The organism is Corallococcus macrosporus (assembly GCF_017302985.1).
GTDB lineage: Bacteria > Myxococcota > Myxococcia > Myxococcales > Myxococcaceae > Corallococcus > Corallococcus macrosporus_A.
Genome location: NZ_JAFIMU010000007.1, coordinates 2,334,883 through 2,360,274, shown reverse-complemented (window position 1 = coordinate 2,360,274; position 25,392 = coordinate 2,334,883). Strand labels below are relative to the sequence as shown.

Genomic DNA, 25,392 nt, shown 5'->3' with positions numbered 1-25,392 from the left:
GATGCGGTGGGGGTGTCAGGCGTGACAGCAGACCGGTGGCGCGCTCCTTCGCCTGCCCGCCCGCCCGGGTCGTTGGGTCATGACGCCTCATTGCGTTATACCGTCCGCGCTCCCATGTCCGCCGATTCAAGCCCCCCGTCACCCTCCGAGGAGACCCCGCCCGCGAGCGCCGTGCCCTCGCCGGAGCTGTCGCGGCTGTGGTTCGCGCTGGACCGCCGCGCCTGGAGCTACCTCGTCGTCGTCCCCGCCCACCCCGGCTCCCCCGCGCTGGACGCGGCCCAGGCGCTGATGGAGGCCGGTTCGCCCTACCCGGAGCCGCCTCTGCGCCTGGTGGACGCCACCGGCATCGAGCCCGCCGGCGCCCCGCGCATGGTCCTGGAGGTCCGCCGCCGCGTGGAGCAGGGCGAGCGGGTCATCGTGGTCATCGACTCGCTGCTCACGCACCCGGCGAGCCTGCCGCTGGCCCTGGCCGCGGACACCGCCCTGCTGGTCGTCACGCTGGGCGAGACGGACTTCGGCTCCGCGCGGAAGACCCTGGAGCTGGTGGGCGAGGACCGCTTCGCCGGCAGCGTCACCTTCCCGCGTCCCACGAAGAAGCAGAAGCGCGCCGACGCCGCCAAGAAGAAGAAGCCATGAGCCCTTCCGACTCCTCCGCTGGCCCGGCCCCCCGGCTCAGCGTCGTCATCGCCACGTACAACCGGCTGCCCCTCATCACCCGCCTGCTCCAGCAGTTGGCCGGCCAGACGCTGCCGCCCGAGGACTTCGAGGTGGTGGTGGTGGACGACGGCTCCGCCTCCGACGTGAAGGGGCCGCTGTCCGCGCTCAAGCTGCCCTACACCCTGCGCGTGGAGGTGCAGCAGAACGCGGGCGCCGCCGCCGCGCGGCACCGGGGCGTGCTGGCCGCGCGGGGCGCCACGGTGCTCGTCACGGATGACGACATGCAGGTGGCCTCCGACTTCCTCGCGCGCCACCTGGCCCACCACCCGCCGGGCTCGCGCAACGTGGTGCTGGGCCGCATCCGGCCGGACCCCGAAATCGGGGAGATGCCTCTCTTCGAGCGCTGGTACGCGTACCTCAACAACCGCATGGCCGAGGAGCTGTCCGTCCCCGGCGCGAAGGCGCGCGGCAACCACCTCTACACGGGCAACGTGTCCTTCCCCCGCGCGGACTACGTGGGCGTGGGCGGCTTCGACAAGACGCTGGGCCAGTCGGAAGACGTGGAGCTGGGCGTGCGCCTGGAGAAGGCCGGCTGCGCGTTCCTCTTCGCGCCGGACGCGTACGTGCTGCACGGCAGCGACCACGTCAGCTTCGAGAAGTGGATCCGCCGCGCCCACCGCTACGGCATGTTCGACACCCACGTGTCCGTGAAGCACCCGGACGTGAAGGGCGTGAACCCCTGGCGCCTCTTCTTCGAGACGAACCTGCTGTCGCGCCCGCTGCTCGCCTCCGCGGTGGTGGCGCCGGAAGCGTCCCGCAAGCTGACGGAGGCCGTGGTGAAGGCCTCCACCGTCGCGGACAAGCTGGGGCTCACGGGCGCCGCGTTCGCGGGCACCTCCGTGGCGTACGGCATGGAGTACCTGCGCGGCGCCCGCACGGAGGCCGGCGGCTGGCGGGGCGTGGCCAAGGGCGTCGCTCGCTACCTGCAGGGCCGGGGAAATCCCCAAGGATGAAAGCCATGTTCGGAGCCCTCATCTCGGACGCGCTGGAGATGGCCAAGGCGGCCACCGGTTCGTCGGACGCGAAGTCCATCGCCAAGGTGGTGCTGACCAGTGATTCGTACCGCATCACCGCGCTCAACCGCGCGCGCGAGGCGGCGCTGGCCCTGCACATCCCGCTGGTGAACCACGTGCTGCGCGTGGCGCAGACGGCGGTGATGGGCATTGAAATCGGCAAGGACGTGACGCTGGGCAAGGGCGTGTACTTCGTGCACAGCCTGGGCGTCGTCATCGGCGGGGACGCGCGCATCGGCGACCGCGTGCGCTTCTACGGCAACAACACCGTGGGCACCGCCAAGGACAACGGCTATCCCGTCATCGAGGACGACGTCTGGATTGGCGCGGGCGCCCGCATCCTCGGCCCCGTGCGCATCGGCGCGCGGTCGCGCATTGGCGCGAACGCGGTGGTGCTCCAGGACGTGCCGCCGGACAGCGTCGCGGTGGGCATCCCCGCGCGCATCTTCCCGCGCAAGGACCTGGACGAGGTCCCGCTGTAGCCGTCTCGCTGCTTGAAGTTGATCCGCTGTGCCGGGTTCGTTCCGGGGGATGCGTTGAAGAAGGTCATGGCAGACAGGGCGAAGCACGCGCGGTGGAAGCGCACCGTCATCCTCACCTGCGCGGTGCTGGGCAGCGGCGCGGGCGTGGCGATGGCGCAGCAGGGCGCCTCGAAGGACGCCACGCAGCCGGCCTCGCCGCCCGCCCCCACGGACACGGTGGCCGTCTACGACGGGGGCCTCCAGGCGGGCTGGAAGGACATCGGCTGGGCACCGCGTGAGACGCCCAAGGGGGCGCCCGCGCGCCTGCGGATGTTCAACTACGGCGGGTGGATCCTCTACCGGCCCAAGCTGCCGGGCGCGTACGGCGCGCTGACGTTCCGCTTCACCGCGCCGGAGGCCTACGGCGAGTTCCTGGACGTACGCCTGGACGCCCCCGGCGCCGCCACGTTCCCGCACGTGCGGATCAGCCCGGAGTTCATCGTCAAGAAGGACCGCGAGTGGGCGGAGGTCGTCGTGCCCATGGAGGTCCTCAACCCGCGCAGCGAGCCCTTCGACCGGCTGGTGTTCCGCGCGTCGAAGGAGGTGGCCCGGGACTGGGTGCTCTTCGACAAGGTGGCGCTGGTGCCGCTGTCGCCGGACGTGGCGGCGGCCCGGGCCGCGGGCGGCGGGCGCATGGGCCGGGGCGACGGCCGCGAGTCGAAGATGGTCATCGACTGCACCGCGCCGTCCAAGCCCATCAACCCGCTCATCTACGGCATCGCGCTGGACGGCAACAAGGAGACGACGGACACGCACCAGTGGAAGCTGGGCGCCACCATCCGCCGCTGGGGCGGCAACCCCACGTCCCGCTACAACTGGAAGCTGGGGCGCGCGTGGAACACCGGCAACGACTGGTACTTCCGCAACGTGCAGCTGGGCTTCGGCGCGGATGACTTCCTGGAGTCCAACCGGAAGAACAACGTGCAGTCCGCGCTCACGCTGCCGCTGATTGGCTGGGTGGCCAAGGACACGTCCTCCGTGGGCTTCCCGGTGTCCGAGTTCGGCCCGCAGCAGGCCCAGGACGACACGGAGCCCGCGGGCGGCAACGGCGTGCGCCGCGACGGCACGCCCCTGGTGCCCGGCCAGCCCACGACCACCAGCGTGCAGGCCCCGCCGGAGTTCATTGGCGAGTGGGTGAAGTCGCTCAAGTCCGCGAAGCGCGGCGTGAACATGTACATCCTGGACAACGAGCCCGCCCTCTGGAGCTCCACGCACCGGGACGTGCACCCCGAGCCGCTCACCTACGACGAGCTGCTCAAGCGCACCATCGACTACGGCACCGCCGTGCGGAAGGCGGATCCGGAGGCGGTCATCGCCGGTCCCGCGGAGTGGGGCTGGACGAACTACTTCTGGTCCGCCGCGGACTTCGCTCCCGGCCGCCCGCCGTACACCGACCGCCGCGCCCACGGCGACGTGCCCCTCCTGGCGTGGTACCTGCGCGAGCTGCGCGACTACGAGAAGAAGACCGGCGTGCGCCTGCTGGACGTGGTGGACGTGCACTTCTACCCGCAGACCAACGTGGGCCTGGGCCTGGAGGGCGCAACGGATCCGGACACCAACGCGCGGCGGATCCGCTCCACGCGCGCGCTGTGGGACCCCACGTACAAGGACGAGTCCTGGATCGCCGAGCCCATCCAGCTGATTCCGCGCGTGAAGCAGTGGATCGCGGAGAACTACCCCGGCCGGGGCATGTCCATTGGCGAGTACAACTTCGGCGCCATGAAGCACATGAGCGGCGGCCTGGCGCAGGCGGAGGCCCTGGGCCGCTTCGGGCAGCAGGGGCTCACGTCCGCGTTCTTCTGGCAGTACCCCGCGGAGAACAGCCCCACGTTCTGGGCGTTCCGCGCGTACCGCGACTTCGACGGCAGGGGCGGCCGCTTCCAGGACAACGGCCTGGCCACCACCGCGCCGGAGGGCACCAGCCTCTTCGCGTCCCGGGACGCCTCCGGCAAGAAGCTCACGGCCGTGGTGCTCAACTTCGACCCCGAGCAGCCCGCCCAGGCGCAGCTGGAGTTCAAGGGCTGCGGCTCGCTCAACACCGTGCGCGTCATGGGGTACTCGGGCGCGCCCGGCGGTTTCACCGAACAGGCCACCGGCAAGAAGGCCGAGCAGGCCCTCTCGCAGCGCCTTCCCCCCTACTCCATCACCGTGCTGGACCTCACGGTGAAGTGAAGACGACGCCTTGACCACCGCACACGCTCCCGCCTCCTCCCGCCCGCGCCTGAACATCGGCCAGCTGTCCATCGACCAGCTCACCTTCCCCCAGGCCATCACGGCCATTGGCGAGCTGGTGGACGCGCACCAGGGCGGCTACGTCTTCACCGCCAACGTGGACCACGTCGTCCTGGCGGAGACGAACACGCGCTTCCGCGACGCGTACCAGAAGGCCACCCTCTCCGTGGTGGACGGCATGCCCATCGTCTGGGCGTCACGCATGCTGGACGTGTCCCTGCCGGAGCGCATCGCCGGCTCCGACCTCATCCTCCCGCTGGTGAAGCTGGGCGCCGAGCGCAAGTGGCGCATCTTCCTGCTGGGCGCGGGCCCGGGCGTCGCGGAGAAGGTGGGCAAGCAGTTCCAGGCCCAGTACCCCGGCATCGAGGTCGTGGGCTGGGACTCGCCCATGGTGAACCTGGACGCGGGCGACGCGCAGAACGACCCCATTGTCGCGCGCATCCGGGAGAAGGACCCGCACCTGCTCTTCGTCGCGCTGGGCAGCCCCAAGCAGGAGGTGTGGATTTCCCAGGTGGCCCAGAAGCTGGGGCCCACGGTGGCCATCGGCATCGGCGCGGGGTTCGACTTCATCGCCGGCACCGCCAAGCGCGCCCCCGAGTGGATCGCCAAGGCCGGCTTCGAGTGGCTCTACCGCCTCACCCACGAGCCCAAGCGCCTGTGGCGCCGCTACATCCTCAATGACTCGCAGTTCGGCGTCATCCTGATGCGCGAGCTGTGGAAGCGCACCCGGGGTCAGTAGGCGTTCCTGCATTCCCCCGTCCCTGGACAATTACAGACAATCTTGAGTATTCTTGCCCCGCACGCCTGTCGCGGGGCACTTCGTCCAGACAGGTGGGCCCACCCGTAGGCCCCTGGACGTCTCCCCATGTCATCCGCTGTTTTCCGTACGTCGCCCTCCTGGGCGGCGCGACTCGTCGTGTTCGCGGCGTTGTGGTTGTCCGCCTTCAGCCTGCCGGCCGCCGCCGCCACCAACACGGAGGCCACGCAGAAGGCCATCCAGTTCCTGGCCTCGGACGTGGCCAACTGGACCTCTCATGAGAACTGCATCGCCTGCCACCGCCAGGGTGCGGCGGTGTTCGGCATGTCGAGCGCCAAGGCCAATGGCTACAACATGGCGCAGACGACGGCCAACGGGCGCACCCTCCAGGAGAACCTGGACGCCATCTCCTTCCGCATCAAGTCGGACCAGCTTCCTTCCGGCCACTGGCTGTATCAGGGGACCTCGTTCCCGAACTCGAAGACAGGCTGGGCGTCGTTCGGCCTGGCGGGCTTCGACCAGTACGTGTCCACGCAGTACAGCAGCGCGCTGGTGATGGCGGCCAACTGGGCGCTGGGCATGCAGCAGGCCAGCGGCCGGTGGAACGAGGACCACAACGGCACGCCGGTGAACCACGGCAACGTGCCCATCACCGCGCGCTACATCGTGGCGCTGGCGCAGGCGAAGCAGCGCGTGGACCCGGCGAAGGCGGCGCAGTACCAGGCGGCCATCGACAAGGCGGCCGCGTACCTGCGGGCCAACATCAACACGGCCACCACGGGCGTCTTCGACGACGGCATGCCGTACACGTTCCAGAAGTCGTGGGCCATCGTGGGCCTGAAGGCCGCGGGAGCGGGCGCCAATGGCGTGAACACCGCCACCATCCAGACGCTGGCGAACCAGCTCATCGCGATGCCCATGGTGAACGGCAAGGGCTGGGGCCGCCTGCCGAACGGCGCGTCCGACGACTTCGCCACGGGCATCGCCGTGTACGCGCTGTGCCTGGCGGGCAAGGAGCCGGCGAGCAACGTGCGCCTGTTCGACGCGATTGAGTGGCTGAAGACGAAGCAGGCGGCCGACGGCGGCTGGGAGCCGGGCTCCGCGGCGCGGGACATCGCGACGACGTTCGCGTCGCTGGGCCTGGCGTGCTTCGGCGACTTCAGCGTGGAGGTGTCGGTGGTGGGCGAGGACACGAAGATGTTCCCCATCTACGACCCGGCCACGTCGGAGACGACCTACACGTTCAAGGTGAAGAACCACGGCTACCAGGCGGACACGTACACACTGAGCGCCGCGGGCGGACTGCCCGGCTGGACGGCCACGCTGAGCCGGCCCACGGTGTTCCTGGCCTCTGGCGCGGAGTCCACCGTGACGCTGACGGTGCGCGCTCCGGCGAACCTGCTGCCCTCGCTGCTGTCCGAGGTCACGGTGACGGCGGCCTCCGGTGGCGCGCCGGGCGTGTCCGGTTCGGCCCGCGCGAAGACGTACACGCCGCCGCCTCCTCCGGTGACGGGCGTGGCGACGACGACGGCCATCCTGACGCCCGCGGCGAACGCGAGCGTGACCATTGGCCAGGCGACGCTGCTGTCCGCGCGGGTGCGGAACGCGTCGAACAACGCCGTGGTGACGGGGCCGCTGAAGGGCGTGGTGACCTTCTTCGTGGCGGGCGTGGCCATTGGCGCGGATGACGACGCGGACGGCGACGGCGTGTTCAGCCTGCCGTGGAGCATCGCGACGGACACGTGGAAGGCCACGGGCGCGCAGGACTACCGCGCGGTGTACTCGGGCGTGACGCTGCAGCCGAACAGCCCGAACCTGCTGGGCAGCACGGCGGCGCAGACGTTGAACATCAACGCCTACCCGTACACGCCGCCGGAGGTCATCATGGGCAACCAGCCCGCGTTCCTCCGCGAGACGACGCTGAACGCGTGGGGCTTCGTGAAGCCGGCCACCAACGGCGCGGTCATCACCTACGCGGCGTTCATCGTGAACGGCGGCACGCCGGTGGTGGTGAACCCCGAGCTGAGCGGCGGTCTGGTCTACATCCCGGTGGAGCTGGTGGAAGGCCCGAACATCATCCAGCTCACGGGCCGCGACAACCTGGGCGGCGTCACCACGAAGCAGATCAACCTGACGGTGGACCGCATCCCGCCGGTCATCACCATCCAGTCGCCGGTGAACGGGCAGGTGGTGGGCGGGCTGGTGAACGTGACCAGCCTCATCGACGACAAGACGCCGACCCGCGTGGAGACGCAGTGGGTGAACACCACGCTGCTGGAGTTCGGCACCGGCTCGGTGACGCACCCGGTGAGCCTGCCCAACTTCGGCGAGCAGGGCATCCTGGTGCGCGCGACGGACTCCGCGAACAACGTGACGGAGGCGGTGGTGCACGTGTTCGTGGACTCGGGCACGCCCACGGTGACGACGGACCCCGCGGACGGGGCCACGTTCGGGCCTCGCGCGAACAACACGCTGCCGTACGTGGTCCGGGTGTCCTCCGTGTCCGCGACGACGGTGAAGATTGGCAGCCAGATGTTCCAGTTGCCGCGCGGCGGCGGTGAAATCCAGACGTCGCTGACGCTGGCGTCGGGCGTGAACACGGTGACCATCGACGTGACGAACGAGGCGCTGCGCTCGGTGCGCGTGACGCGCACGGTGCGCTACGACACGCAGGCGCCCGTGGCGACGCTGCTGACGCCCGCGCCGGGCAGCACGGTGAGCGGCGTGGTGACGCTGACGGCGCGCGTGACGGATGCGCTGAGCAGCATCAAGAACGTGGCGTTCACGCGGGACGGGTCGGGCATCCGCGCCGGCACGCTCCAGTCGAACGGCACGTGGACCGCGGAGCTGGACACGCGCGAGCTGCTGGACGGCACGCACACGGTGGACGTGTGGATGACGGACGCGGTGGACAACTTCGTCATCCAGAGCTTCAGCTTCACGGTGAAGAACAACTGACCGTCTGTCATTGACGGCGGTGCCCCTTCGGGGCGGGAGGTCCGCGAGGGCCTTCCGCCCCGTTGTCCTTGGGGCCCATGCTGCACGGCATGCGTGCACACAGGGCCGGCGTGTGGATGGTGTTGTTCGTGCTGCTCACGGGATGCGCCAGTGGACCCACGGTGCGGCTGCGCACGGAGCGGGGGACCCGGACGTATGCGCCGGTGACGTGGGACCGGCGGGTGCCTGTCAGTGCTCGGGAGTTCGAGGCGGCGTTGGCGCGGCTGGTGTTGGACGTGCCGCTGACGGTGCGCTCACCGAAGGTGGTGCGCGCGGTGGCGAGGAAGGGCGCGGAGCTGGACCGGGGGCTGGGGTTCATGCTGCGGGACCGGTACGCGCGGTGGTGCCGGGCGCATGAGGCCGCGGGGGACTGTCTGTCGTTGCTGGAGGACGGCGCGGGCTTTGGAGAGATGGACCGGCTGACGCTCGCGGTGGGCATGTCGCTGGCCCCACTGCGCGCGAGCATCGGGGACGCGCTGGAGGACACGGTGAACCCGGCGTTCTTCGTGTCCGTGGTCTCGGGAGCGATTGCGTCCTGGGTGGTGCTGGCGGCGGCACCGGAGCCCGTGTTCACCAAGGCCGCGGCGGTGATTGCCGCTGTGTTCCTGGCGTACGTGGGGGTGCAGTCGTTCCTCATGGTGGTGCAGGCATGCGCGGCGCTGAAGGCGGCGACGGACCGGGCGACGACGATCCAGGAGCTGGAAGAAGCGGCGCACGTGTTCGCACAGGCCTTGGGGCCAGAGGTGGCGCGCATCTTCGTGCTCGCCGTCACGGTGCTGGTGAGTCACGGCGTGACGGTGGGGCTGTCATCCGCGCTGACGTGGATGCCGGGCTTCCCGGACGCGGTGAGGCTGGGCACGGCGCAGGCGGGCTTCAGCGTGGCGCACGTGCTGGACGTGAGCGCGGTGGCGGTGGTGGGCGGAGTGGTGGAGGTCACGCTCGCGTCCACGGCGGTGACCATGGCCGCGATGGGCCCGCCTCCGAGCGGGAGCACGGGTGGTCCAGGTAAATGGGTGCAGGTGAATGAGTCGATGTCCGACCGTGCCCGCGACTATCAGGCCCAGGTGACCGGCGCACAGAAGGGCTCCGCGTACCGGATCAAACAGGGGGACGAAGAGGTCGACTTCGACGGCTATGACTCAGTGGAGGATCTTCTGCTTGAAGCCAAGGGTGAGGGCTACGCGAAGTTCCTTGAGAATGACGCGCAGTTGAAGAAGTTCTTCAATGGGTTCAATGGACTGCGATCTCAGGCCCAGCGCCAGTTTGAGCTGGCGGATGGAAGACGAATCCGATGGATCGTGGCGGAGAAGCCGTTCGCGGATTTCCTTCGCGGAGCCTTCAGCCGCCTTGGGTTCGCGATTGAAGTCGTGCATATCCCGCCACTCCCTCCCATCCCATGAGGAGCCCGCGCCATGACCGAGACGTACTACGCGGGCTGCTACTGGCTGGCCCGGCCCGAGCCTGTGGAGGCCTGCGCCCGGCACCTGGAAGCCTTCCTCCGGGAGCTTGGCCCGCTCGAGCCCTCATGGGACCGCTGGCATGAAGCGGCTGACTCGTACGAAGAGGCTCGCAAGCTTCAGGTCCAGACGGATGCGCTGATACTGGCGAGCCTCCTCGGCCGGAAGGGCAACCGTTTTCGCGGCAGCTCCAACTTCTGGCTCTGGGCGGGCGAGAACGAAGACGAGACCTCTGCGGTCAACGGCTTCTGCGGAGGATCCTCCTCCCATGTGAACTCAGTCTGCGTGCTGGAACCGCCGGCCCGAGGCCCAGTCGCGGAGCGGGTGCTGACCGCGCCTGTCATGACCCGCGTGGTGCGTGCCATGGCGCTCACATGGCAACCCGAATTCGCCCTGGCGACCTCTGAACAGCACCGGGACCTTGTGGCAGCATCCCCTTCCGGCACCTTCGTCGGCTGGGTCACCTACCTCGCCGACTTCCGCGGGCCCGTGCCTCCGCTGCCCTCCCCCGTCCAGGTGGAGCACCTGCCAGACCGGGGCACGCTCATCACCCTCACGCAGGAGAAATTCTCCGCCTCCAACCCGGACCACGTCGCCCTCGCCGCCGACGTGCAGGCGCGCCTCCAGGCCGCGGGGCTGCTCACGCCCCTGCGCCCCTGGGGCACCTGAACCGCGCGTCAGCGCTTCGCGGGCCGGGCCAGCCTTCGCAGCAGCAGTTCGTGCGTGGGGTGGCGGGACACCATCGCCTCCGCGTCCGGCAATTCGAAGTCCGCGAAGTCGAACCCCGGCGACACCGTGCAGCCCACCAGCGTGTACGCGCCCAGCGGCTCCGCCGCCTGCAGCACCCCCGCCGGCACCAGCACCTGCGGCTGATGGCCCCGCGTCACGTCACGGCCCAGCACTGTGGACTCCAGCCGGCCGTCCTCGTGCACCAGGTGCAACGCCAGCGGCTCCCCGTCGTGGAACAGCCACAGCTCGTCCGCGCCCACCACCCGGTGCCACGCGGAGAACTCGCCCCGCTGCAGGAGGTAGTAGATGGCCGTCCCCGCGGACCTGCGCCCCCGGAGCGTCTGCACCTGGAACGCCGCCCGGTACGTCTCCCGGTAGTAGCCGCCCTCCGGGTGGGGCTTGAGGTCCAGCCTGCGCACCAGCTCTTCGACCATGGTGAGCCCAGTCTAACGCCGCGCCCTCTCAGGGCTTCTTCTTCTGCTGCTGCATCGCGGACGCCACCAGGTTCATCAGCTTCAACTGCACCGGCGTCAGCCGCCGCAGGTTGCGCATCAGCCGCCGCATCTCCGGCACCTCTTCGTCACCGCGCGGCCGGGGCTTCTCCTTCGGCGGCGGGGCCGCGAACTCGTCCCCCAGGCCCAGCAGGTCGTGCGGCGGGATGTTCAGGACGACGCACAGCCGGCGCAGGTTCTGGACGCTCGGCAGCATGTGGCCGCGCTCCAGCCGGCCATACACCTCCGACGCCATGCCGATGCGGTCCGCCACGTCCGCCTGCGTCAGGCCCAGCTTCACCCGCACGTTCCGTGCCGCCGCCCCGAGGATTCCCGCCAGTTCAGTGTCCATGCCCTTGCCAGTCCCCGGTGCGAAGCGCCTCCATGGCCTCGTCCGAAGGGCATAACCCTGAAGGTCGGGTCATGTCACCTTACCTCTGGCGTTTTTTCCCACCTCCCGCCAGGGGCCGGACCCCTCTCAGGGCGTGGGTTCCGCCACGGGCGAGCGCCGGCGCTCGGCCGCCGTGAACAGCAGCGCCAGGGGCAGCCCCAGGAACAGCGCGTGCCACACAATCTGGAGGAACTGCGGGACGCTCAGGAACCAGGGGAAGTAGCCGCGCGCCAGCAACTGGAAGTCCACCAGCCACACGAAGATGCCGAAGAGCATCCCCACCGCCGCCTGGAACTCCCAGCGCCCCCGCCCGTCCACCGGCAGCATCGCGTCCAGCAGCGAATACACGACGCCCCAGCCCGCCGCGGCCACCAGGTGCACCCCCAGCCCCACCGCCACCGCCACCGCCGTGGACACCTGCGGCGTGAAGGCCTGCGGCCCCAAGAGCACCGCCGCGCTCATCCGCACCGGCACGAGCGGCCCCTCGCCCGCGGCCACCGCCAGCGCCGTCTGGGCCAGCGCCAGCAACACGCCCGCCGCCAGGCCAAACAGCAGCCCGTTCGTCACCGACCAGGGGGTGGATGTCCTCGGCGCCATGGGTGTGCCTCCTTGGGGGGCGCGGGCGCCGGAAGCGGGCCCGTCTGTTCAACGCTGCGCACCCCGCGCCGAAGGGGGCAGCACCCCGCACCGGTGGCCCGCCCCAGCCCCACCCGGACGGGCGGACAGGGGCCCTGTCATCCCCCTTCCAGACCTGCCGTACGGACAGTCATTTCTTCCCCTACGATTTGGACGAGTCCGTAACTTCTTCAGACGTCGGCGATGACCCACCGCGAAAGTGCCCGGAATTCCCGGCACCCACGGGCAGGCACGCGGTTCGCAAGAGCGGAGGTGCGTCGAGGAACCGAACCCGTGTCCCAGTCTTCCGCAAGAAACCGCCTGGTCCTGCCCTACCGCGTCCACTACGCGCCGCCTGCGTGGCGTGAAGTGGGGCGCATGTCCTCGGAGACCTTCGAGGCCCTGCAACAGACCCTGGCGCGGTTGGCGGAGCGGTCGAAGCAGCACGACTCGGTGGCGGGGCCCGCGCGGCACCGCGTGGAGGGCCACGACCTGGAGCTGCTCTACGAGAAGGACCCGCGCGCCAGCACGCTCACGCTGCTCGCGGTGACGCGGGTGGGCTGACCCCGCGGTCCTGTGTCACGCGGTGCGGCCGGACAGCCGCCCCACGGTGGCCACGAGCTCGTCCGGGACGATGGGCTTCTTCAACAGGCCCCCCGTGTCCGGCAGCGCCTCCGTCCCCACGCCCGACAGCAGCAGCACCGGCACGGCCTTGAGCCGGGGCCAGTCCGCGCGCAGGTGGCGCAGGAACTCCGGGCCGTCCATCACCGGCATGCGCAGGTCCAGCAGGATGAGGCTGGGCGGCGGCAGGTGCTGGAGCTCGTCCAGGGCCTCGCGGCCGTTGGCGGCGACGGCCACCTCGTAGCCTTCGGCTTCCAGGATTTCGGCGATGGCGGCGCGAGCATCCTCGTCGTCCTCCACCACGAGCACGGGCTTGTGCGGCACGGGCTGGACCATGTCCCGCAGCATAGAGACCCCCTCCCCCATACGGACATGCCTTCCCGGGAAACCCCGACGACTGGTGGACAAATGTCTGCCCTGGAGAAGGACTCACCCGGTGCCGGGGCGGCCACGCCGGGCGGTTCGGGAGCCGTGCTCCGGCAGCGTCGTTTGGGCAAAAACGAACCTTTCAGTCCAGAATTCGCCGACAGGGTCCGCCCCGCTGATTAGGACTGCGGGTCAACCCGGAGGGGAAGCGGGCTCGCAAACGTGTGCTCCCTCACGGGTTCCTCCACTCGGGGGGCCCGGGGGGTTAGCGGGCCCCGGAGCCCCTTCCTACCTTGGGCCGACCATGTCGCTGAGGAGCCTGGAGCAGCCAATCCCCCGTGTCCGCGAGGCCACGCCCTGGAAGGTCCGTGCCTGGCGGGAGCTGGAGGCGGGGCGCGAACGCATCCAGGCCATGCTCGCGCCGCTGCCGGAAGCGGAGCTGATGCGGCAGCACTCGCCGCTCATGTCCCCGCTGGTGTGGGACGTGGCCCACGTGGCCAATTACGAGGAGCAGTGGCTCTTGCGCGCGCTGGGGGCTCCGGCCTTCACGGACCCCGCGTTCGACGCCATCTACGACGCCTTCCGCCACCCCCGGAACACGCGCGCCACGCTGCCCCTGCTGGAGCCGGAGGCGGCCTGGGCCTACGCCACCCGCGTGCGCGCTGCGGTGGCCGCGCACCTGGAGACGCTGCCCGAGGACAGCGCGGATCCGCTGCTCCACGGCGGCTTCGTCTTCGGCATGGTGGCGCAGCACGCGCAGCAGCACGCGGAGACGCTGGCCGCCACGCTGCAACTGATCACGAACGTGGAGTACCACCCGGTGGAGGCCCCGCGCCCCCAGCCCGGCGCGGTGCCCCAGCACGAGGTCTTCATCCCGGGCGGCCCGGTGCGCCTGGGCAGCGACGACCCGTGGGCCTACGACAACGAGCGCCCCCGGCACGTCGTGGACGTGGCGCCCTTCCTCCTGGACGCGCACCCCGTCACCACGGGGGACTTCCTCGTGTTCGTGGAGTCCGGCGGCTACGAGGACCCGCGCTGGTGGGACCCGAAGGGCTTCGCGTGGGTGCAGGCGGAGCGGATCCGCCATCCCCTCTTCTGGAGTCCTCAGGGTCAGCACGTCTGGCTGCGCCGCCGCTTCGGCACCGTGGAGCGGCTGCCCAAGGACGAACCCGTGCAGCACGTGTCCTGGTACGAGGCGGACGCGTACGCGCGCTGGGCCGGCAAGCGCCTGCCCACGGAGGCCGAGTGGGAGAAGGCCGCGCAGGGCAGTGACGGCGTCCCGCGCGCGCACCCCTGGGGCGATGCCGTGCCCACGGACGCGCACGCCAACCTGGGCGGGACGCGCTGGGGCCCGTCGCCCGTGGGCAGCCACCCCGCGGGGCGCAGCGCGGACGGCGTCTTCGGCCTCCTGGGCGACGTCTGGGAATGGACCGCCAGCGACTTCCAGCCGTACGCGGGCTTCCGGGCCTTCCCGTACCGCGAGTACTCGGAGGTCTTCTTCGGTGACACGTCCAAGGTGCTGCGCGGCGGCGCCTGGGCGAGCGCGCCGGTCGCGGTGCGCAACAGCTTCCGCAACTGGGATTTCCCCATCCGGCGACAGATCTTCGCCGGCTTTCGCTGTGCACGGGACGTGAGGTGAGGGTCGCATGAGGATGAGGACGGAGCAGGGCGAGGCACGCGTCGCGGACGGCTCCCAGGCGCCGGGCGTGAAGGTGGACGTGCACGTGAGGCCCGGGGACGCGCAGCGCGCGCTGCGCGCCGAGGTGCTGGAGGGGCTGTGCCACGGCCCCAAGGAGCTGAGCCCCAAGTGGCTCTACGACGAGCGCGGCAGCCAGCTCTTCGACGACATCACCCGCCTGCCGGAGTACTACCCGACGCGCCGCGAGCGGGAGATCCTGCGCGCCCACGCGGACGACGTCGCGCGGCTGAGCGGCGCGGACACGCTGGTGGAGCTGGGCAGCGGCACCAGTGAGAAGACGCGCCTCTTGCTGGACGCGATGGACGCGGCCGGACAGCTCCAGCGCTTCGTGCCCTTCGACGTGAGCGAGGCCTTCCTGCGCAAGGCGGCGGAGAGCCTGTCGCGCGAGTACCCGCGCATCACCGTGCACGCGGTGGTGGGCGACTTCGAGCAGCACCTGGGCCGCATCCCGGGCGGCGGCCGCCGGCTCATCGCCTTTCTGGGCGGCACCATCGGCAACCTGAAGCCCGCGCAGCGCGCGCTGTTCCTGCGGGAGCTGGCGTCGGGACTGAAGCCGGGGGATGGGCTCCTGCTGGGGACGGACCTCATCAAGGACCGCGAGCGCCTCTTCGCCGCCTACAACGACAGCGCGGGCGTGACGGCGGACTTCAACCGCAACGTGCTGCGCGTGCTCAACCGCGAGCTGAACGCGGACTTCGACCCGGAGGCCTTCGAGCACCTGGCCCCGTTCGACGAAGCGAACAAGTGGATCGAGATGCGGCTCATCTCACGCAAGGCCCAGTCCGTGTGGCTGGCGGACCTGGGGCGGCGCGTGGACTTCGCGCAAGGCGAATGTCTGCGCACGGAGGTGAGCTGCAAGTTCTGTCGCGAGCAGGTGCAGGCGGAGCTCAGCGACGCGGGCCTCGACCTGGCCGCGTGGTGGACGGACGCGGACGGAGACTTCGCGCTTTCGCTGGCGATGAAGCGCTGAGACGGGGGCCGCCCGGCGCTGCCTTCCAGCGCGCCGGGCCAGGGCCCGAAGACGGAACTTCGACGACGGGTGCCGCGGGAGATGCCTAGCGGCGGCGCGGCGGATTGCGGCGCACGGGCACCGGCACCGGGGCCGGCTGCTGCGACGGGCGCGTCCACGCCGCCCAGAACGCCGCCGCCGCGGTGATGACCAGGCCCCCCGCCGCTGCTAGCTGCTCACCCAGGGGCCCGATCTCCACGGCGGCCAGGGGGAGGGGAAGCATCTCGGTGAGCGTCATGCGCGGACTCCTTACGAGGGGGCACAGCGTGAAGGCCAGGGCCGGGCGGGCGCTCGACACAGGCCGGGAAGCTAAGGTTAGGAAGTCGGACGGCTTTGGGGAAGTCCTGGAGACCTCAGCTGACAGGGCGTGGACGGAATTGCACCCCGGGCCGGTCCCGAAGTCCATCCCCTCCCCGTGCCAGTCGCCAGAAACATCACCCGTCTCACGTAATGGGGACACCCGGGACGCGCAGGACGTTCCCGAGCCCCCCACCGCTGTCGCTTATCGGCCTTCCGGGTGGCGCTTCTTCCACTCCACCTTCATGCAGTGGTCCTGCACCACGCGGATCCCCGCGCGGGCCAGCCGCTCGGCCGCGGCGTCATTGCGGATGCCCAGCTGGAACCAGACGGCATACGGCTTCTTCTCCAGCATCGCGTCCACGTGCGCGTTGATGTCGTCCGGCCGGAGGAACACCTCCACCACATCCACTTCGCCGGGCACGTCCTTCACCGACGCGGAAATGGGCTCACCCAGGATGCTCCCCTGCTCGCCGTGCGTGGGCACGGGCAGCACGGTGAAGCCGTGGTCCTTGAGGAACTTCGGGATGGCGTGCGCGGGCTTGTCCGCCTGGGCTTCCGGACGGATGCCCAGCACGGCGATGCGCTTCGTGCGCGCGAGCAACGCGTCGATGCCCGCCGCGTCTTCGATGAGATTCTTGCGCCAGTCGTCCATGGGTTCGCGCTCCTTCTTCAAAGGAGGCCGCGAGCCCGGGTGAGACGCTCAGCGGGGCGCGGCCTGCACCTGGATGGTACGGCAGGCCTCGGTGGCCAGGCGGACTTCCTCGGTGGAAGCGCCGGGCAGGCTGGCGCAGAGGAACAGGTCGTCCCCCACGCGCCGGGCGCCGAAGAACGCGGGCGCCTCCGGGCCCAGACCGCCGTCCGTCAGGGACGGGGCCATGGTCACGCGCAGCAGGGAGAAGGAAGGGGTGTCCTCTTCCTGGTCCAGTGACAGCGTGAACTGCTTCATCTGCTGACGGACGGTGTCCGCCAGCTTCTCCGAGGAGGGCATCTCCTCCCCCTGCCCCGGCTTCAAATCCACACGCAGCGCCGGGCGGCCGGGAGGGCCCGCCTGGAAGCTGCCGTCGGTGGCCACCTGCGCGGACCAGCCCGGCGGCAGCGGCACCTTCACGCCCGAGCGCAGCCCCGCGTCCTCCGTCATCCCTTCGACGGACGGCTTCTCGTCCGAGCAGCCCTTGCAGCCGCCGAACAGGACGCCGAGCGAGACGAGCCCGAGGCCCAGGAGCCTCGGGGTCCGCCTCGCGTTGGACGCGAACACGCGCACCGTTACTTCTTCTCTCCGGGCGGGGGCGGGTTGCCGCCGCCCTTGCCGATGTTCTCCATCTTGAGGGAGCCCTCGAAGATGACGCCGCGGTCCATGGAGAGCGACGGCGTCTCCAGGTTGCCCTTCACGCGGCCCGGCTGCTTCAGCTCGATGAGCTGCGTGGCGCGCACGTTGCCTTCCACGGTGCCGTTGATGATGACGGTGCCGGCCTGGATCTCCGCCTGCACGCGGGCGCCGTCGCCAATGACGAGCACGTCCTTGGTGACAATCTGCCCGTTGAACTTGCCGTCGATTCGAACCTGACCTTCGAAGGTGAGCTTCCCCTCGAACTCGCTTCCCTTGCCCAGAAGCGTGTGAACCTCACCCGGACGCGTCGACACGAAATCCTCCTCCCGTTTGAACAGGGGCTTGCTGGGTGCTTCGTCTTTCTTCCCGCCAAGGAGCGCCACGCCCTACTCCTTCCTCAGAAGCTTCAACAGCCTGTCGAGGTCATCGTAGGAGAAGAAGTCGACTTCCAGGGTGCCTTTTCCCGGGCTTTTCTCCGACAGACGGACCTTTGTTCCCAACCGACGCTGCAGCTCCTCGGTGAGCGCCTTCACCTGCGGGCTCACCTTGGGCGCCGGCTTTCCTGCGTCCTTGCCGCCCTTCGCGGACTTGCCCTGCTGGACCAGCCGCTCCGTGTCGCGCACGGACAGCTTCTTCTCCGTCACCTGCTTCGCCAGGTTCTGGAGCTCCGGCAGCCGGGGCACGCCGAGCAGCGCGCGCGCGTGGCCCATGCTCAGCGACCCGTCCGCCACCATGGCCTTCACGTCCGGGGGCAGGGCCAGCAGGCGCAGCGCGTTCGCGACGGTGGAGCGCTCCTTGCCCACCTTCTGGGCCACCTGCTCCTGCGTGAGCTTGAACTCCTCCACCAGGCGCCGGTAGCCGTCCGCCTCTTCAATGGGGTTCAAGTCCGCGCGCTGGAGGTTCTCCACCAGGGCCAGCTCGAAGGACTCCGCCTCCGTGACCTCTCGCACGATGGCGGGGATCTCTTTCAGCCCCGCGGCCTGGGACGCGCGCCAGCGGCGCTCGCCCGCGATGATGAGGTAGCCCTCGCCGCCCTTGTTCGGGTTCTTGCGGACGAGGATGGGCTGGAGCAGGCCCTGCGCCTTGATGGACTCGGTGAGCTCGTGGAGCTTCGTCTCGTCGAAGTGGCGGCGGGGCTGCTGCGGGTCGCGGTGGATGGACTCGATGGCCAGCTTGAGCACGCCGGGCTTCGGCGGCGGAGCGGCGGGCGCCGGAGCGGCGGGGGCGGCCTGGGGGATGAGGGCGGACAGGCCCCGGCCCAGGGCGCGCTTCTGGGTGTCTGCGGTCTTCTGCACGATGGAGGGGTACCCCTAATAAGGAGGAGACCGGTCAGGCGACCCGGCGCTTGGACGGCTTGGGGGAGTCCCGGCGCATCAGCTCGCGCCCGAGCGCCAGGTAGCTCTCGCAGCCCTTCGACTTGATGTCATAGAGGATGATCGGCTTGCCGAAGGACGGGCACTCGGACAGGCGCACGTTGCGCGGCACGACGGCCTGGAAGACCTGGTCCTTGAAGTAGCCGCGCACCTCGTCGACGACCTGGTGCGCGATGTTCGCGCGCGCGTCGAACATGGTCAGCAGGATGCCTTCCATCTTCAGCGAGGGGTTGAGCCCCTGCTTGACCAGGTCGATGGTGTGCGTGAGTTGGGACAGGCCTTCCAGCGCGTAGTACTCGCACTGGAGCGGGATGAGGACGGAGTCCGCGGACACCAGCGCGTTGAGCGTCAGCAGGCCGAGCGAGGGCGGACAGTCGATGATGATGTAGTCGTACTTGTCCTTGAGCGGCAGCAGGGCTTCGCGCAGGCGGAACTCGCGGCGCTCCTGGTTGACGAGTTCGACCTCCGCGCCGGTGAGGTCGGGCGTGGCGGGGATGACCTGGAGGAAGCGCAGCTCGGTGGGGTGGATGAGCTCGGAGGCGGGGCGGCCGCCGAGGAGCGCGTCGTAGACGGTGCCGTTGAGGGCGTCTCGCTTGAGGCCCAGGCCGCTGCCGGCGTTGCCCTGGGGGTCCATGTCCACCAGCAGGGTGCGGCGTTCCGCGGACGCGAGGCTCGCGGCGAGGTTGATGGCGGTGGTGGTCTTTCCCACGCCGCCCTTCTGGTTGGAGATGCAGATGATACGACCCACGTGGCCCATCCTCTCTCGCCCCGGCTGACGCCAGGGCCCCGCCCGCGGTTCGCGCGGACGTGCGCGCGAATCGGAGCCTGATCAGGCAGCTAGCACGGGGTTCGAGGACGGATCAATTTCCCATCCGCGAGCAGGCGGCACCCGCTGCCCGGCCCCTCGCTCGGGGGCCTCTGGGTGGCGGGAATAGGCGCGAAGGAGGGGGTCGAAGCGTGCCTGCCCGGCTGCTCGTGGCGATGGATTCCGGCGGGTGGTTGGTTTTTTCGGGGGGTCGCGCGGGGTGAAGTCCGGATTCAGGCCCCGGCGATTTTCGGGTCCGCCGTTTCACGTGGAACGCGCGGGCCTCATTCGCTTTTCATGGGCTCGCCCCATCACCTGTTTTGAGTGACCGCCTGAGAACCGCGCATTGGTTGGCCGCCGGTCCGACGCGCCATTCAACCGCCCTGGCCCACTCCGCGCTTTCGCGGGACCGAGGTCAGTGTGCGCGGTGCCGCGATGGCCACGACCGCCGCGGCGACAGGTCGGCCATCGCTCCCGGATTTGAGTGGGCACTGACCGTCCCGCCGTTCCACGTGGAACACGCACCGGTGCATCAACCCCACCGTGCCAGCTCCGCTTGGTGGGGTGGCGGTTCCTGGTGAGTGCATCACCGGATGAGCCGGTCTCCATCATCGCGGTTCGGCATCCGGTCCGGCGTCGTTGCGACGGTTGGCGGTTCCTGAAGAGCACGTCACCGGATTCGCGAACCACCACGCGAGCACATGCCGCGTCGTCACTGCTCGGCACCCAGCCCGACTCCATTTCGTAAGCTGGCGGTTTCTGAGCAGCACCCCATTGGACGCGCGAGCCACCACGCGTGGCGCATGCCTCCACCGGCCCCGACTCCGTTTCGTGGGCTGGCGGTTTTTGAGGAGCACTCCATCGGATGCGTGAACCAGCGCGCGGCGCGAACCTCATCGTCGCGGCTCAGCACCCGGACAGGTCGCGGATGCGATGTCCCGCTTCACGGCGCCGGACGAGCCGCATGGAAGGACGGCCGTTCACGCAGAACGACGGCGCGGTCGACTGAAGCCATCGGCAGGTGCTGTCAGGCTTCAGTTCGCGGAGCCGCGCTTCTTGAAGACCGCATCTTGAGACTTCCACCCATTGCACATCGCGCGCGACGAACACCGCGTTCAAGGTCGCGCATCACGGAGGTAGCGGGACCGTGGCGATGCCGCTGCCTCCAGTCCAGTGGTTGGGCGTTCCACGTGGAACACGCCCCAAGCGACTGCGCTCACCACGCAGCGATGAACGACCCGACGCCATCACTGCTCAGCCTCTGGCACGACCTGCTGAAGCCGCATCGCCTCACGTGCTCAACGCTCATGCGGACGTCGAGAGGTCCGCTGCTCTTACCCCCGCGAGCAGCGCTGGCGAGGCGCTTCACATGAACGACCCGACGGCATCTCTTCCGCGCTTCCCGGAGCCGCGTCGTTGAAGGCGCTTCGCCCAGGTCCGACGTTCCACGTGGAACACGCCCGCGCATCGACGCGCGCACGATGAGGCGCCAGTCCGTTATCCGCCGTGGTCCCAACGCGTGCCGCGACATGGACTCGTCCGCCATTGCTTGGTGAGGATCCGGCACGACGTTCCACGTGGAACACGGGCACGCGCATCGAGGAGGCGGCAGTCCGGCATCCAGCGTGGCCCCTACCCGTGTCGCGACAAGGGTCCCGGCTACCAGCAGTTGGTGAGGCCTCGGCAGGACGTTCCACGTGGAACACGCCCGCTCCTCAATAGGTGCACGATGAGGCGTCAGTCCGGCATCCAGCGTGGCCCCTACTCGTGTCGCGACATGAGCTCATCCGCCATCGCTTGGTGCTGATCAGTCACGACGTTCCACGTGGAACACGCGCACGCGGCATCAGCCAACGAACCAGCGTCCTTCTCCACGGGCCTCGTTCGTTGAGTTGCGCAGGCCCATCCAGCACGAGGCGAGGGGTGCACGGCAGGACGTTCCACGTGGAACACGCTCATGAAGCGCTACCTCACATCAACACGCTCATGCCGCATCGCGGATCCGATGACCTGATGGGGCCACCGTTCGTGAGTTGGCTCGGGCCCATCCAGCACGAAGCCATGGAGGCACGGCAGGGCGTTCCACGTGGAACACGCTCACATCACACGGCATCTGCTTGTGAGCGGCGTCACCGTTATTCGCGTTGCGCGCATCCGATGCGGTCCGCGAACCGTGCGTTGGCTTCGGCTTCGTTCGGCACAAGGTGATGGATGCATGGTGGGACGTTCCACGTGGAACACGCCCATGCAGCACCGGCTCACACAGCCGAGTTCATGCCTCCATCGCGGAGCCGATGTGGCCACCGTCCGTGAGTTGGCTTGGTCCTCATCCAGCATGGGCGATGAAGAAGCAGTCAGACGTTCCACGTGGAACACGCTCACGGCGTCACGCCGTTCTCCGCGACGGCCTTGCGGCAACTCGCTTGAGCCTTGCTGGCTCAAGCAACGGATCCGGTGAAGAGCGTGCCTCACGACCTGCGCTCATTCAGCGCCGAGCAGGACGTTCCACGTGGAACATGGTCCGCGCTCAATTCCATGAAGCACCTGCCTCACACGCCGATTGCGGAACGAGCAGCCAGCGTGGCGTCTCCTTCTGCCTGTTCTCGTTCGGCCTGCCGCGCTTCACGCTCAAAGCCGAAGTCTGGGCGACCAGAGCCGCCTCTTCTCGAGGCGTGTTCCACGTGGAACATGCGGGACCGCATGAGCGCCCGGTCCCCTGCCCTGCGCTTCATCAAGCGCTTCAAGCCGGACACCTCCAACATCGCGGTGTCCTTCCACACAGGTCCGTGTGCGGACTGAAGGCCGCCCGTGTTCCACGTGGAACTCGCGCTGCCTTGAACCCGCTTCAGCGGGACCAGGCGGCGCGTTGAAGCACGACGCGGTAGCCGTCCGGATCCTCGAAGGTCCTTCCGTTCGCGTCCCAGTACGGATTGCGTGACGGCACCGGCTTGAAGCCCGTGGCCTCCATGCGGTGGACCCGCGCCACCCACGCTTCCGGATCCGGCACGTAGAACACCAGGAGGTGGTCCTCGGTGGGGGCTCGCGGCGCTTCGTGTCCGCGCTCCACCGTGAACTCCAGGTGATACGGCGCTCCCGGATGCCCGAGCATCACGCCGTCGAACCCCGCGTGGTCCTCGAACCAGCCGAGCACCTCGAAGCCCAGCCCGTCCCCGTAGAAGCGCACCACCGCGTCCAGGTCCCTGGCGGGTCTCGCGACTCGCAGCTTCACCGTGTCCATGAACCGCCCTCCCCTTCCGGGATCCGCAGCCGGGTGGTGCCACTCATAGGATGAATTGACGCTCCTTTCGCGCGGGACCCGGGGCTGCACCTTGTGCCCATGACCCCGAAACAGCAGCCCCTGAACTCCGGCTTCGGCGCGACCACCACGACTCGCGAGGTGCTGGGCACCACCCGCTTGGACGGCACGGTCGCCATCGTGACCGGTGGCTGCGCGGGCATCGGACTGGAGACCACCCGCGCGCTCCAGGCCGCCGGTGCCACCGTCATCGTTCCCGCCCGGACTCCCGACAAGGCCCGCGCCGCGCTCGCGGGTTCGAATCCCAGCTCGCCACCAACCACCTGGGCCACTTCCAGCTCACTGCCCGGCTCTGGCCCGCGCTGAAGCAGGCGAACGGCGCGCGCGTGGTGTGCCTGTCGTCACGCGGCCACTTCTTCTCCGACGTCGACTTCGAGGACCCGCACTTCCACCAGCGCCCCTACGACAAGTGGGTCGCCTACGGGCAGTCGAAGACCGCGAACATCCAATTCGCCGTCGGGCTCGATGCGCGCGGCGAGGCCCACCACGTGCGCGCGTTCGCCATGCACCCCGGCGGCATCCTCACGGAGCTGGTCCGGTCCATGTCCGAGGACGAGGTCCGCGCCTCCATCGAAAACTCCAACGAGCTGGAGCCGCTGAAGCCCCCCGAGCAGGGCGCGGCGACCACCGTGTGGTGCGCGACCAGTGATCAACTCAAAGGCATGGGTGGCGTGTACTGCGAGAACGTCGACATCGCCGAGGTCGCGCCCGCGGAGTGCACCGTCCGGCGCGGCGTGAAGGCCTACGCCGTGGATCCGAAACGGGCCGACCGGCTGTGGACCGCGAGCGAGACATGGACCGGCATCCGCTTCACGCCGTGATGCGCGGGTCCGCGATGTAACCGGGATTTTCGAACCACGTATCCGCTCCGTCTCGAAACACGGCGGTGTCCGAGCCCCCTGCCGGACACCGCCCCATCGCCCCGGCCGGGGCATGACTGGAGCCATCCCATGAAGAAGACTCTGCGTTTCGCGTTCGCGCTCGCCGTGACGACCCTCGCCGTCGGCTGCGGTCCCCAGGACGACATGATCGACGAGGCCCCCGCGACCGAGACGCCCGCGAACCTCGGTACGGCCGAGCAGGAGCTGACCGTCTACCGTTGGGTCAGCACGAACAACCCCTGCAAGATCCCCATGAACGTCTACTCGGCGTGCGTCGCTCGGGGCTATGACGGCGGATCCGCCAGCCAGTGTGGCAAGACTGGGACGACGCTCATCCAGTGCTACACGCGGACCTGATCAGGCTCCGCCCGAGCGCGGAAACAGCTTCCGCATGCGCTCCAGGCCAGGCCCGGGACGCGGCGCATAGAAGGAGACGCGCAGCTCCCGGCCGTCCGGCTCCGAGTACGTGAGCGTGACGTTCTCGAACTCGATGGGCCCCAGCTCCGGAAGGAGGATGACCTTCAACATGGAGGGAGTCTCCACCACGTCGTGCTCGCTCCAGAGGCGCGCGAACTCCGGGCTCGCGGCCTGAAGTTGTGCAACCAGCGCGTCGAACTCGGAGCGGTCCGCGGCCCTCGCGGCGTCCAGCCGGAACCCCGCCACCGCCCGGCGCACCGCGGCCTCCCAGGTGGGCATGCTCGCGCGCCGGTCCGGATCCATGAACAGCGCCCACAGCGCGTTGCGCCCCTCCGGCGGAGCGCGACCACCAGGCGCTCCAGCAGCGGCTCCGAGACGTGGATGTCCCTCCCCTGCTCCAGCCACGTGTACCAACTGACGCCCACGTCGGTGAGACGCGCCAGTTCCTCACGGCGCAGTCCCGGTGTCCGCCGCCGCGAACCCGAGGGAAGTCCCACGTCCTCCGGCCGCAAGCGCTCACGGCGGCTGCGCAGGAAGCGCGCGAGCTCTGCGCGCCCGGGGCTGCGGGAGGAGTCCGTCACGCCGTGGAACGTCAGGCCATTCCTCCCGAGCGGATCACCGTTCCGGTGGGGTCCACGCATCGGGAGGCTCCAAACCTGTCCGACTGTCGGACAGGTTCGTGAACCGCGCCCTGCCCTACCCCTTCGTGAACACGGCGACCTGACGCTCGGCGCCGGAGAACGGCAGCCGGTACGCCCGGGCGGACACGACGCGCAGGTTCCGCTCCGCGGCCCGCGCCTGAAGCTCCGCGTCCGTCTGCGCCTTGCCCAGCATCGCCACCACGCGCCCGCCCTCCTCCACGTACGCGGGCGCCAGGTTCAGCCAGTCCGGCAGGTCCATGAACGCGCGCGCGATGAGCACCTGCGCGCGTGGAATCCCCTCCGTCTCCGGCTTGCCTTCCGCGCGCGCGTGCAGCCCTCGCACGCCGGTGAGTCCCAGGCTGGCGGCGGCGGCCTTGATGAACGCGATCTTCTTGCCCACCGTGTCCACCAACGTCACGCCCAGGCCCGGGAGCGCCAGCCGCAGCGGCAGTCCCGGGAAGCCCGCGCCCGCGCCCAGGTCCAGCAGCGACGTCGCGCCCGTCACCTCCGGCAGCACCGCCAGCGAGTCCAGGAAGTGCTTCTCCAGCACCTCCTCCGGCGCGGTGATGGCCGTGAGGTTCACCTTCGCGTTCCACTTCAGGAGCTCCGCCATCAGCCGCTGGAGCTGGGGCCCCACGTCCGGCCCCACCGTCACGCCCAACGCACTGCATCCGGATGCCAGCTGATCTGCGAACCGCGCGTTATCCACAACACCTC

Annotated in this window: 28 protein-coding genes and 1 pseudogene; 14 read left to right on the top strand and 15 right to left on the bottom strand. The window is 69.6% G+C overall.

Annotation, left to right across the window (positions count from 1 at the left end):
• The first annotated feature begins 114 nt into the window (after positions 1-114).
• The 8 genes from JYK02_RS22085 to JYK02_RS22050 all read left to right on the top strand — a co-directional run bounded on the left by JYK02_RS22085 (position 115) and on the right by JYK02_RS22050 (position 10,363).
• Positions 115-636 carry a hypothetical protein gene (locus JYK02_RS22085; protein WP_242588842.1) on the top strand — a complete coding sequence of 174 codons (522 nt, stop codon included), beginning with the start codon at positions 115-117 and terminating at the stop codon, positions 634-636.
• On the top strand, positions 633-1,670 hold the full coding sequence (gene epsD, locus JYK02_RS22080; protein ID WP_207053794.1) for an exopolysaccharide biosynthesis glycosyltransferase EpsD: 1,038 nt from the start codon (positions 633-635) through the stop codon (positions 1,668-1,670). The genes JYK02_RS22085 and epsD overlap by 4 nt, the downstream gene beginning before the upstream one ends.
• Before the next feature lie 5 nt (positions 1,671-1,675).
• The gene (gene epsC / locus JYK02_RS22075; RefSeq protein WP_207053793.1) at positions 1,676-2,212 is read left to right on the top strand and encodes a serine O-acetyltransferase EpsC; all 537 of its coding nucleotides are present in this window, start codon (positions 1,676-1,678) and stop codon (positions 2,210-2,212) included.
• Positions 2,213-2,278: 66 nt separating this feature from the next.
• Entirely contained in the window at positions 2,279-4,423 is a 2,145-nt protein-coding gene (gene epsB / locus JYK02_RS22070; RefSeq protein WP_207053792.1) for a GH44 family glycoside hydrolase EpsB, read from the top strand.
• A 10-nt stretch (positions 4,424-4,433) separates the two neighbouring features.
• Positions 4,434-5,222, top strand: a complete 789-nt coding sequence (gene epsA / locus JYK02_RS22065) for an exopolysaccharide biosynthesis glycosyltransferase EpsA (RefSeq protein ID WP_207053791.1) — start codon at positions 4,434-4,436, stop codon at positions 5,220-5,222.
• A gap of 126 nt (positions 5,223-5,348) precedes the next feature.
• Positions 5,349-8,198 (top strand): Ig-like domain-containing protein, encoded by a 2,850-nt coding sequence (locus JYK02_RS22060; RefSeq protein ID WP_207053790.1) that lies wholly within the window; start codon positions 5,349-5,351, stop codon positions 8,196-8,198.
• An 89-nt stretch (positions 8,199-8,287) separates the two neighbouring features.
• On the top strand, positions 8,288-9,637 hold the full coding sequence (sitA5, locus tag JYK02_RS22055; RefSeq protein ID WP_207053788.1) for a SitA5 family polymorphic toxin: 1,350 nt from the start codon (positions 8,288-8,290) through the stop codon (positions 9,635-9,637).
• A gap of 12 nt (positions 9,638-9,649) precedes the next feature.
• Positions 9,650-10,363, top strand: coding sequence for an immunity 52 family protein (locus tag JYK02_RS22050; protein ID WP_207053786.1), 714 nt, complete (start codon positions 9,650-9,652; stop codon positions 10,361-10,363).
• A gap of 8 nt (positions 10,364-10,371) precedes the next feature.
• Here JYK02_RS22050 and JYK02_RS22045 read toward each other — a convergent pair whose 3' ends face one another.
• The 3 genes from JYK02_RS22045 to JYK02_RS22035 form a co-directional block, all read right to left on the bottom strand.
• Positions 10,372-10,857, bottom strand: coding sequence for a cupin domain-containing protein (locus tag JYK02_RS22045; protein WP_207053784.1), 486 nt, complete (start codon positions 10,855-10,857; stop codon positions 10,372-10,374).
• Between the two features lie 28 nt (positions 10,858-10,885).
• Positions 10,886-11,266: a helix-turn-helix domain-containing protein gene (locus tag JYK02_RS22040; RefSeq protein WP_207053782.1), complete on the bottom strand. Its 381-nt coding sequence runs from the start codon at positions 11,264-11,266 to the stop codon at positions 10,886-10,888.
• 126 nt (positions 11,267-11,392) lie between these two features.
• Complete coding sequence (locus JYK02_RS22035; protein ID WP_207053780.1) at positions 11,393-11,902, bottom strand: hypothetical protein; 510 nt, start codon at positions 11,900-11,902, stop codon at positions 11,393-11,395.
• Positions 11,903-12,214: 312 nt separating this feature from the next.
• On the opposite strand from JYK02_RS22035, the gene JYK02_RS22030 reads away from it, so the two are divergent.
• Complete coding sequence (locus tag JYK02_RS22030; RefSeq protein ID WP_207053778.1) at positions 12,215-12,484, top strand: hypothetical protein; 270 nt, start codon at positions 12,215-12,217, stop codon at positions 12,482-12,484.
• Between the two features lie 15 nt (positions 12,485-12,499).
• Here JYK02_RS22030 and JYK02_RS22025 read toward each other — a convergent pair whose 3' ends face one another.
• Positions 12,500-12,889, bottom strand: a complete 390-nt coding sequence (locus JYK02_RS22025; RefSeq protein WP_242588841.1) for a response regulator — start codon at positions 12,887-12,889, stop codon at positions 12,500-12,502.
• A gap of 322 nt (positions 12,890-13,211) precedes the next feature.
• On the opposite strand from JYK02_RS22025, the gene egtB reads away from it, so the two are divergent.
• Together egtB and egtD are read left to right on the top strand one after the other, a co-directional pair.
• Positions 13,212-14,546: an ergothioneine biosynthesis protein EgtB gene (gene egtB / locus JYK02_RS22020; RefSeq protein WP_207053774.1), complete on the top strand. Its 1,335-nt coding sequence runs from the start codon at positions 13,212-13,214 to the stop codon at positions 14,544-14,546.
• Between the two features lie 7 nt (positions 14,547-14,553).
• Positions 14,554-15,576 carry an L-histidine N(alpha)-methyltransferase gene (egtD, locus tag JYK02_RS22015; RefSeq protein WP_207053772.1) on the top strand — a complete coding sequence of 341 codons (1,023 nt, stop codon included), beginning with the start codon at positions 14,554-14,556 and terminating at the stop codon, positions 15,574-15,576.
• Between the two features lie 85 nt (positions 15,577-15,661).
• On the opposite strand, the gene JYK02_RS22010 is transcribed toward egtD, so the two are convergent.
• From JYK02_RS22010 to JYK02_RS21975, 8 genes are all read right to left on the bottom strand, one after another.
• Entirely contained in the window at positions 15,662-15,853 is a 192-nt protein-coding gene (locus JYK02_RS22010) for a hypothetical protein (RefSeq protein WP_207053770.1), read from the bottom strand.
• Between the two features lie 264 nt (positions 15,854-16,117).
• The gene (locus JYK02_RS22005) at positions 16,118-16,567 is read right to left on the bottom strand and encodes a CoA-binding protein (protein ID WP_207053768.1); all 450 of its coding nucleotides are present in this window, start codon (positions 16,565-16,567) and stop codon (positions 16,118-16,120) included.
• 48 nt (positions 16,568-16,615) lie between these two features.
• On the bottom strand, positions 16,616-17,176 hold the full coding sequence (locus JYK02_RS22000; protein ID WP_207053766.1) for a hypothetical protein: 561 nt from the start codon (positions 17,174-17,176) through the stop codon (positions 16,616-16,618).
• A 2-nt stretch (positions 17,177-17,178) separates the two neighbouring features.
• Positions 17,179-17,625 carry a bactofilin BacM gene (gene bacM, locus JYK02_RS21995; RefSeq protein WP_014400844.1) on the bottom strand — a complete coding sequence of 149 codons (447 nt, stop codon included), beginning with the start codon at positions 17,623-17,625 and terminating at the stop codon, positions 17,179-17,181.
• Between the two features lie 3 nt (positions 17,626-17,628).
• Positions 17,629-18,537 (bottom strand): ParB/RepB/Spo0J family partition protein, encoded by a 909-nt coding sequence (locus JYK02_RS21990; RefSeq protein ID WP_207053764.1) that lies wholly within the window; start codon positions 18,535-18,537, stop codon positions 17,629-17,631.
• A 34-nt stretch (positions 18,538-18,571) separates the two neighbouring features.
• Positions 18,572-19,372: a ParA family protein gene (locus JYK02_RS21985; RefSeq protein ID WP_242588840.1), complete on the bottom strand. Its 801-nt coding sequence runs from the start codon at positions 19,370-19,372 to the stop codon at positions 18,572-18,574.
• Between the two features lie 954 nt (positions 19,373-20,326).
• Positions 20,327-20,539 (bottom strand): hypothetical protein, encoded by a 213-nt coding sequence (locus JYK02_RS21980; protein ID WP_207053762.1) that lies wholly within the window; start codon positions 20,537-20,539, stop codon positions 20,327-20,329.
• A 1,726-nt stretch (positions 20,540-22,265) separates the two neighbouring features.
• Positions 22,266-22,658 carry a VOC family protein gene (locus JYK02_RS21975; protein WP_207053760.1) on the bottom strand — a complete coding sequence of 131 codons (393 nt, stop codon included), beginning with the start codon at positions 22,656-22,658 and terminating at the stop codon, positions 22,266-22,268.
• 99 nt (positions 22,659-22,757) lie between these two features.
• On the opposite strand from JYK02_RS21975, the gene JYK02_RS39800 reads away from it, so the two are divergent.
• The 3 genes from JYK02_RS39800 to JYK02_RS21965 all read left to right on the top strand — a co-directional run bounded on the left by JYK02_RS39800 (position 22,758) and on the right by JYK02_RS21965 (position 23,974).
• Positions 22,758-23,042: an SDR family NAD(P)-dependent oxidoreductase gene (locus JYK02_RS39800; protein ID WP_242588839.1), complete on the top strand. Its 285-nt coding sequence runs from the start codon at positions 22,758-22,760 to the stop codon at positions 23,040-23,042.
• Complete coding sequence (locus JYK02_RS21970; RefSeq protein ID WP_242589143.1) at positions 23,000-23,557, top strand: hypothetical protein; 558 nt, start codon at positions 23,000-23,002, stop codon at positions 23,555-23,557. Before JYK02_RS39800 ends, JYK02_RS21970 begins: the two co-directional genes overlap by 43 nt.
• A gap of 129 nt (positions 23,558-23,686) precedes the next feature.
• Positions 23,687-23,974: a hypothetical protein gene (locus JYK02_RS21965; protein ID WP_207053758.1), complete on the top strand. Its 288-nt coding sequence runs from the start codon at positions 23,687-23,689 to the stop codon at positions 23,972-23,974.
• Here the strand turns inward: JYK02_RS21965 and JYK02_RS39795 are convergent, their stop codons facing one another.
• The 3 genes and pseudogenes from JYK02_RS39795 to rsmG form a co-directional block, all read right to left on the bottom strand.
• Positions 23,975-24,439 carry a hypothetical protein gene (locus JYK02_RS39795; protein ID WP_347402547.1) on the bottom strand — a complete coding sequence of 155 codons (465 nt, stop codon included), beginning with the start codon at positions 24,437-24,439 and terminating at the stop codon, positions 23,975-23,977.
• Positions 24,418-24,675, bottom strand: a pseudogene (locus tag JYK02_RS39790) (helix-turn-helix domain-containing protein); the annotation flags it as partial. The pseudogene JYK02_RS39790 and the gene JYK02_RS39795, both read right to left, overlap by 22 nt.
• 55 nt (positions 24,676-24,730) lie before the next feature.
• On the bottom strand, positions 24,731-25,384 hold the full coding sequence (gene rsmG / locus JYK02_RS21955; protein WP_207053756.1) for a 16S rRNA (guanine(527)-N(7))-methyltransferase RsmG: 654 nt from the start codon (positions 25,382-25,384) through the stop codon (positions 24,731-24,733).
• Between the last annotated feature and the right edge of the window lie 8 nt (positions 25,385-25,392).

What these genes read in the sequence shown, in the direction of transcription:
- JYK02_RS22025 (WP_242588841.1), bottom strand. Translation starts at nt 12,889, where the DNA reads ATGCTGCGGGACATGGTCCAGCCCGTGCCGCACAAGCCCGTGCTCGTG.
- JYK02_RS22050 (WP_207053786.1), top strand. Translation starts at nt 9,650, where the DNA reads ATGACCGAGACGTACTACGCGGGCTGCTACTGGCTGGCCCGGCCCGAG.
- JYK02_RS22085 (WP_242588842.1), top strand. Translation starts at nt 115, where the DNA reads ATGTCCGCCGATTCAAGCCCCCCGTCACCCTCCGAGGAGACCCCGCCC.
- JYK02_RS21985 (WP_242588840.1), bottom strand. Translation starts at nt 19,372, where the DNA reads ATGGGCCACGTGGGTCGTATCATCTGCATCTCCAACCAGAAGGGCGGC.
- JYK02_RS22010 (WP_207053770.1), bottom strand. Translation starts at nt 15,853, where the DNA reads ATGACGCTCACCGAGATGCTTCCCCTCCCCCTGGCCGCCGTGGAGATC.
- egtB (WP_207053774.1), top strand. Translation starts at nt 13,212, where the DNA reads ATGTCGCTGAGGAGCCTGGAGCAGCCAATCCCCCGTGTCCGCGAGGCC.
- epsC (WP_207053793.1), top strand. Translation starts at nt 1,676, where the DNA reads ATGTTCGGAGCCCTCATCTCGGACGCGCTGGAGATGGCCAAGGCGGCC.
- epsD (WP_207053794.1), top strand. Translation starts at nt 633, where the DNA reads ATGAGCCCTTCCGACTCCTCCGCTGGCCCGGCCCCCCGGCTCAGCGTC.
- JYK02_RS22035 (WP_207053780.1), bottom strand. Translation starts at nt 11,902, where the DNA reads ATGGCGCCGAGGACATCCACCCCCTGGTCGGTGACGAACGGGCTGCTG.
- egtD (WP_207053772.1), top strand. Translation starts at nt 14,554, where the DNA reads ATGAGGATGAGGACGGAGCAGGGCGAGGCACGCGTCGCGGACGGCTCC.
- JYK02_RS22005 (WP_207053768.1), bottom strand. Translation starts at nt 16,567, where the DNA reads ATGGACGACTGGCGCAAGAATCTCATCGAAGACGCGGCGGGCATCGAC.
- JYK02_RS22040 (WP_207053782.1), bottom strand. Translation starts at nt 11,266, where the DNA reads ATGGACACTGAACTGGCGGGAATCCTCGGGGCGGCGGCACGGAACGTG.
- JYK02_RS22045 (WP_207053784.1), bottom strand. Translation starts at nt 10,857, where the DNA reads ATGGTCGAAGAGCTGGTGCGCAGGCTGGACCTCAAGCCCCACCCGGAG.
- JYK02_RS39800 (WP_242588839.1), top strand. Translation starts at nt 22,758, where the DNA reads ATGACCCCGAAACAGCAGCCCCTGAACTCCGGCTTCGGCGCGACCACC.
- epsB (WP_207053792.1), top strand. Translation starts at nt 2,279, where the DNA reads ATGGCAGACAGGGCGAAGCACGCGCGGTGGAAGCGCACCGTCATCCTC.
- JYK02_RS22060 (WP_207053790.1), top strand. Translation starts at nt 5,349, where the DNA reads ATGTCATCCGCTGTTTTCCGTACGTCGCCCTCCTGGGCGGCGCGACTC.
- sitA5 (WP_207053788.1), top strand. Translation starts at nt 8,288, where the DNA reads ATGCGTGCACACAGGGCCGGCGTGTGGATGGTGTTGTTCGTGCTGCTC.
- JYK02_RS21965 (WP_207053758.1), top strand. Translation starts at nt 23,687, where the DNA reads ATGAAGAAGACTCTGCGTTTCGCGTTCGCGCTCGCCGTGACGACCCTC.
- JYK02_RS21975 (WP_207053760.1), bottom strand. Translation starts at nt 22,658, where the DNA reads ATGGACACGGTGAAGCTGCGAGTCGCGAGACCCGCCAGGGACCTGGAC.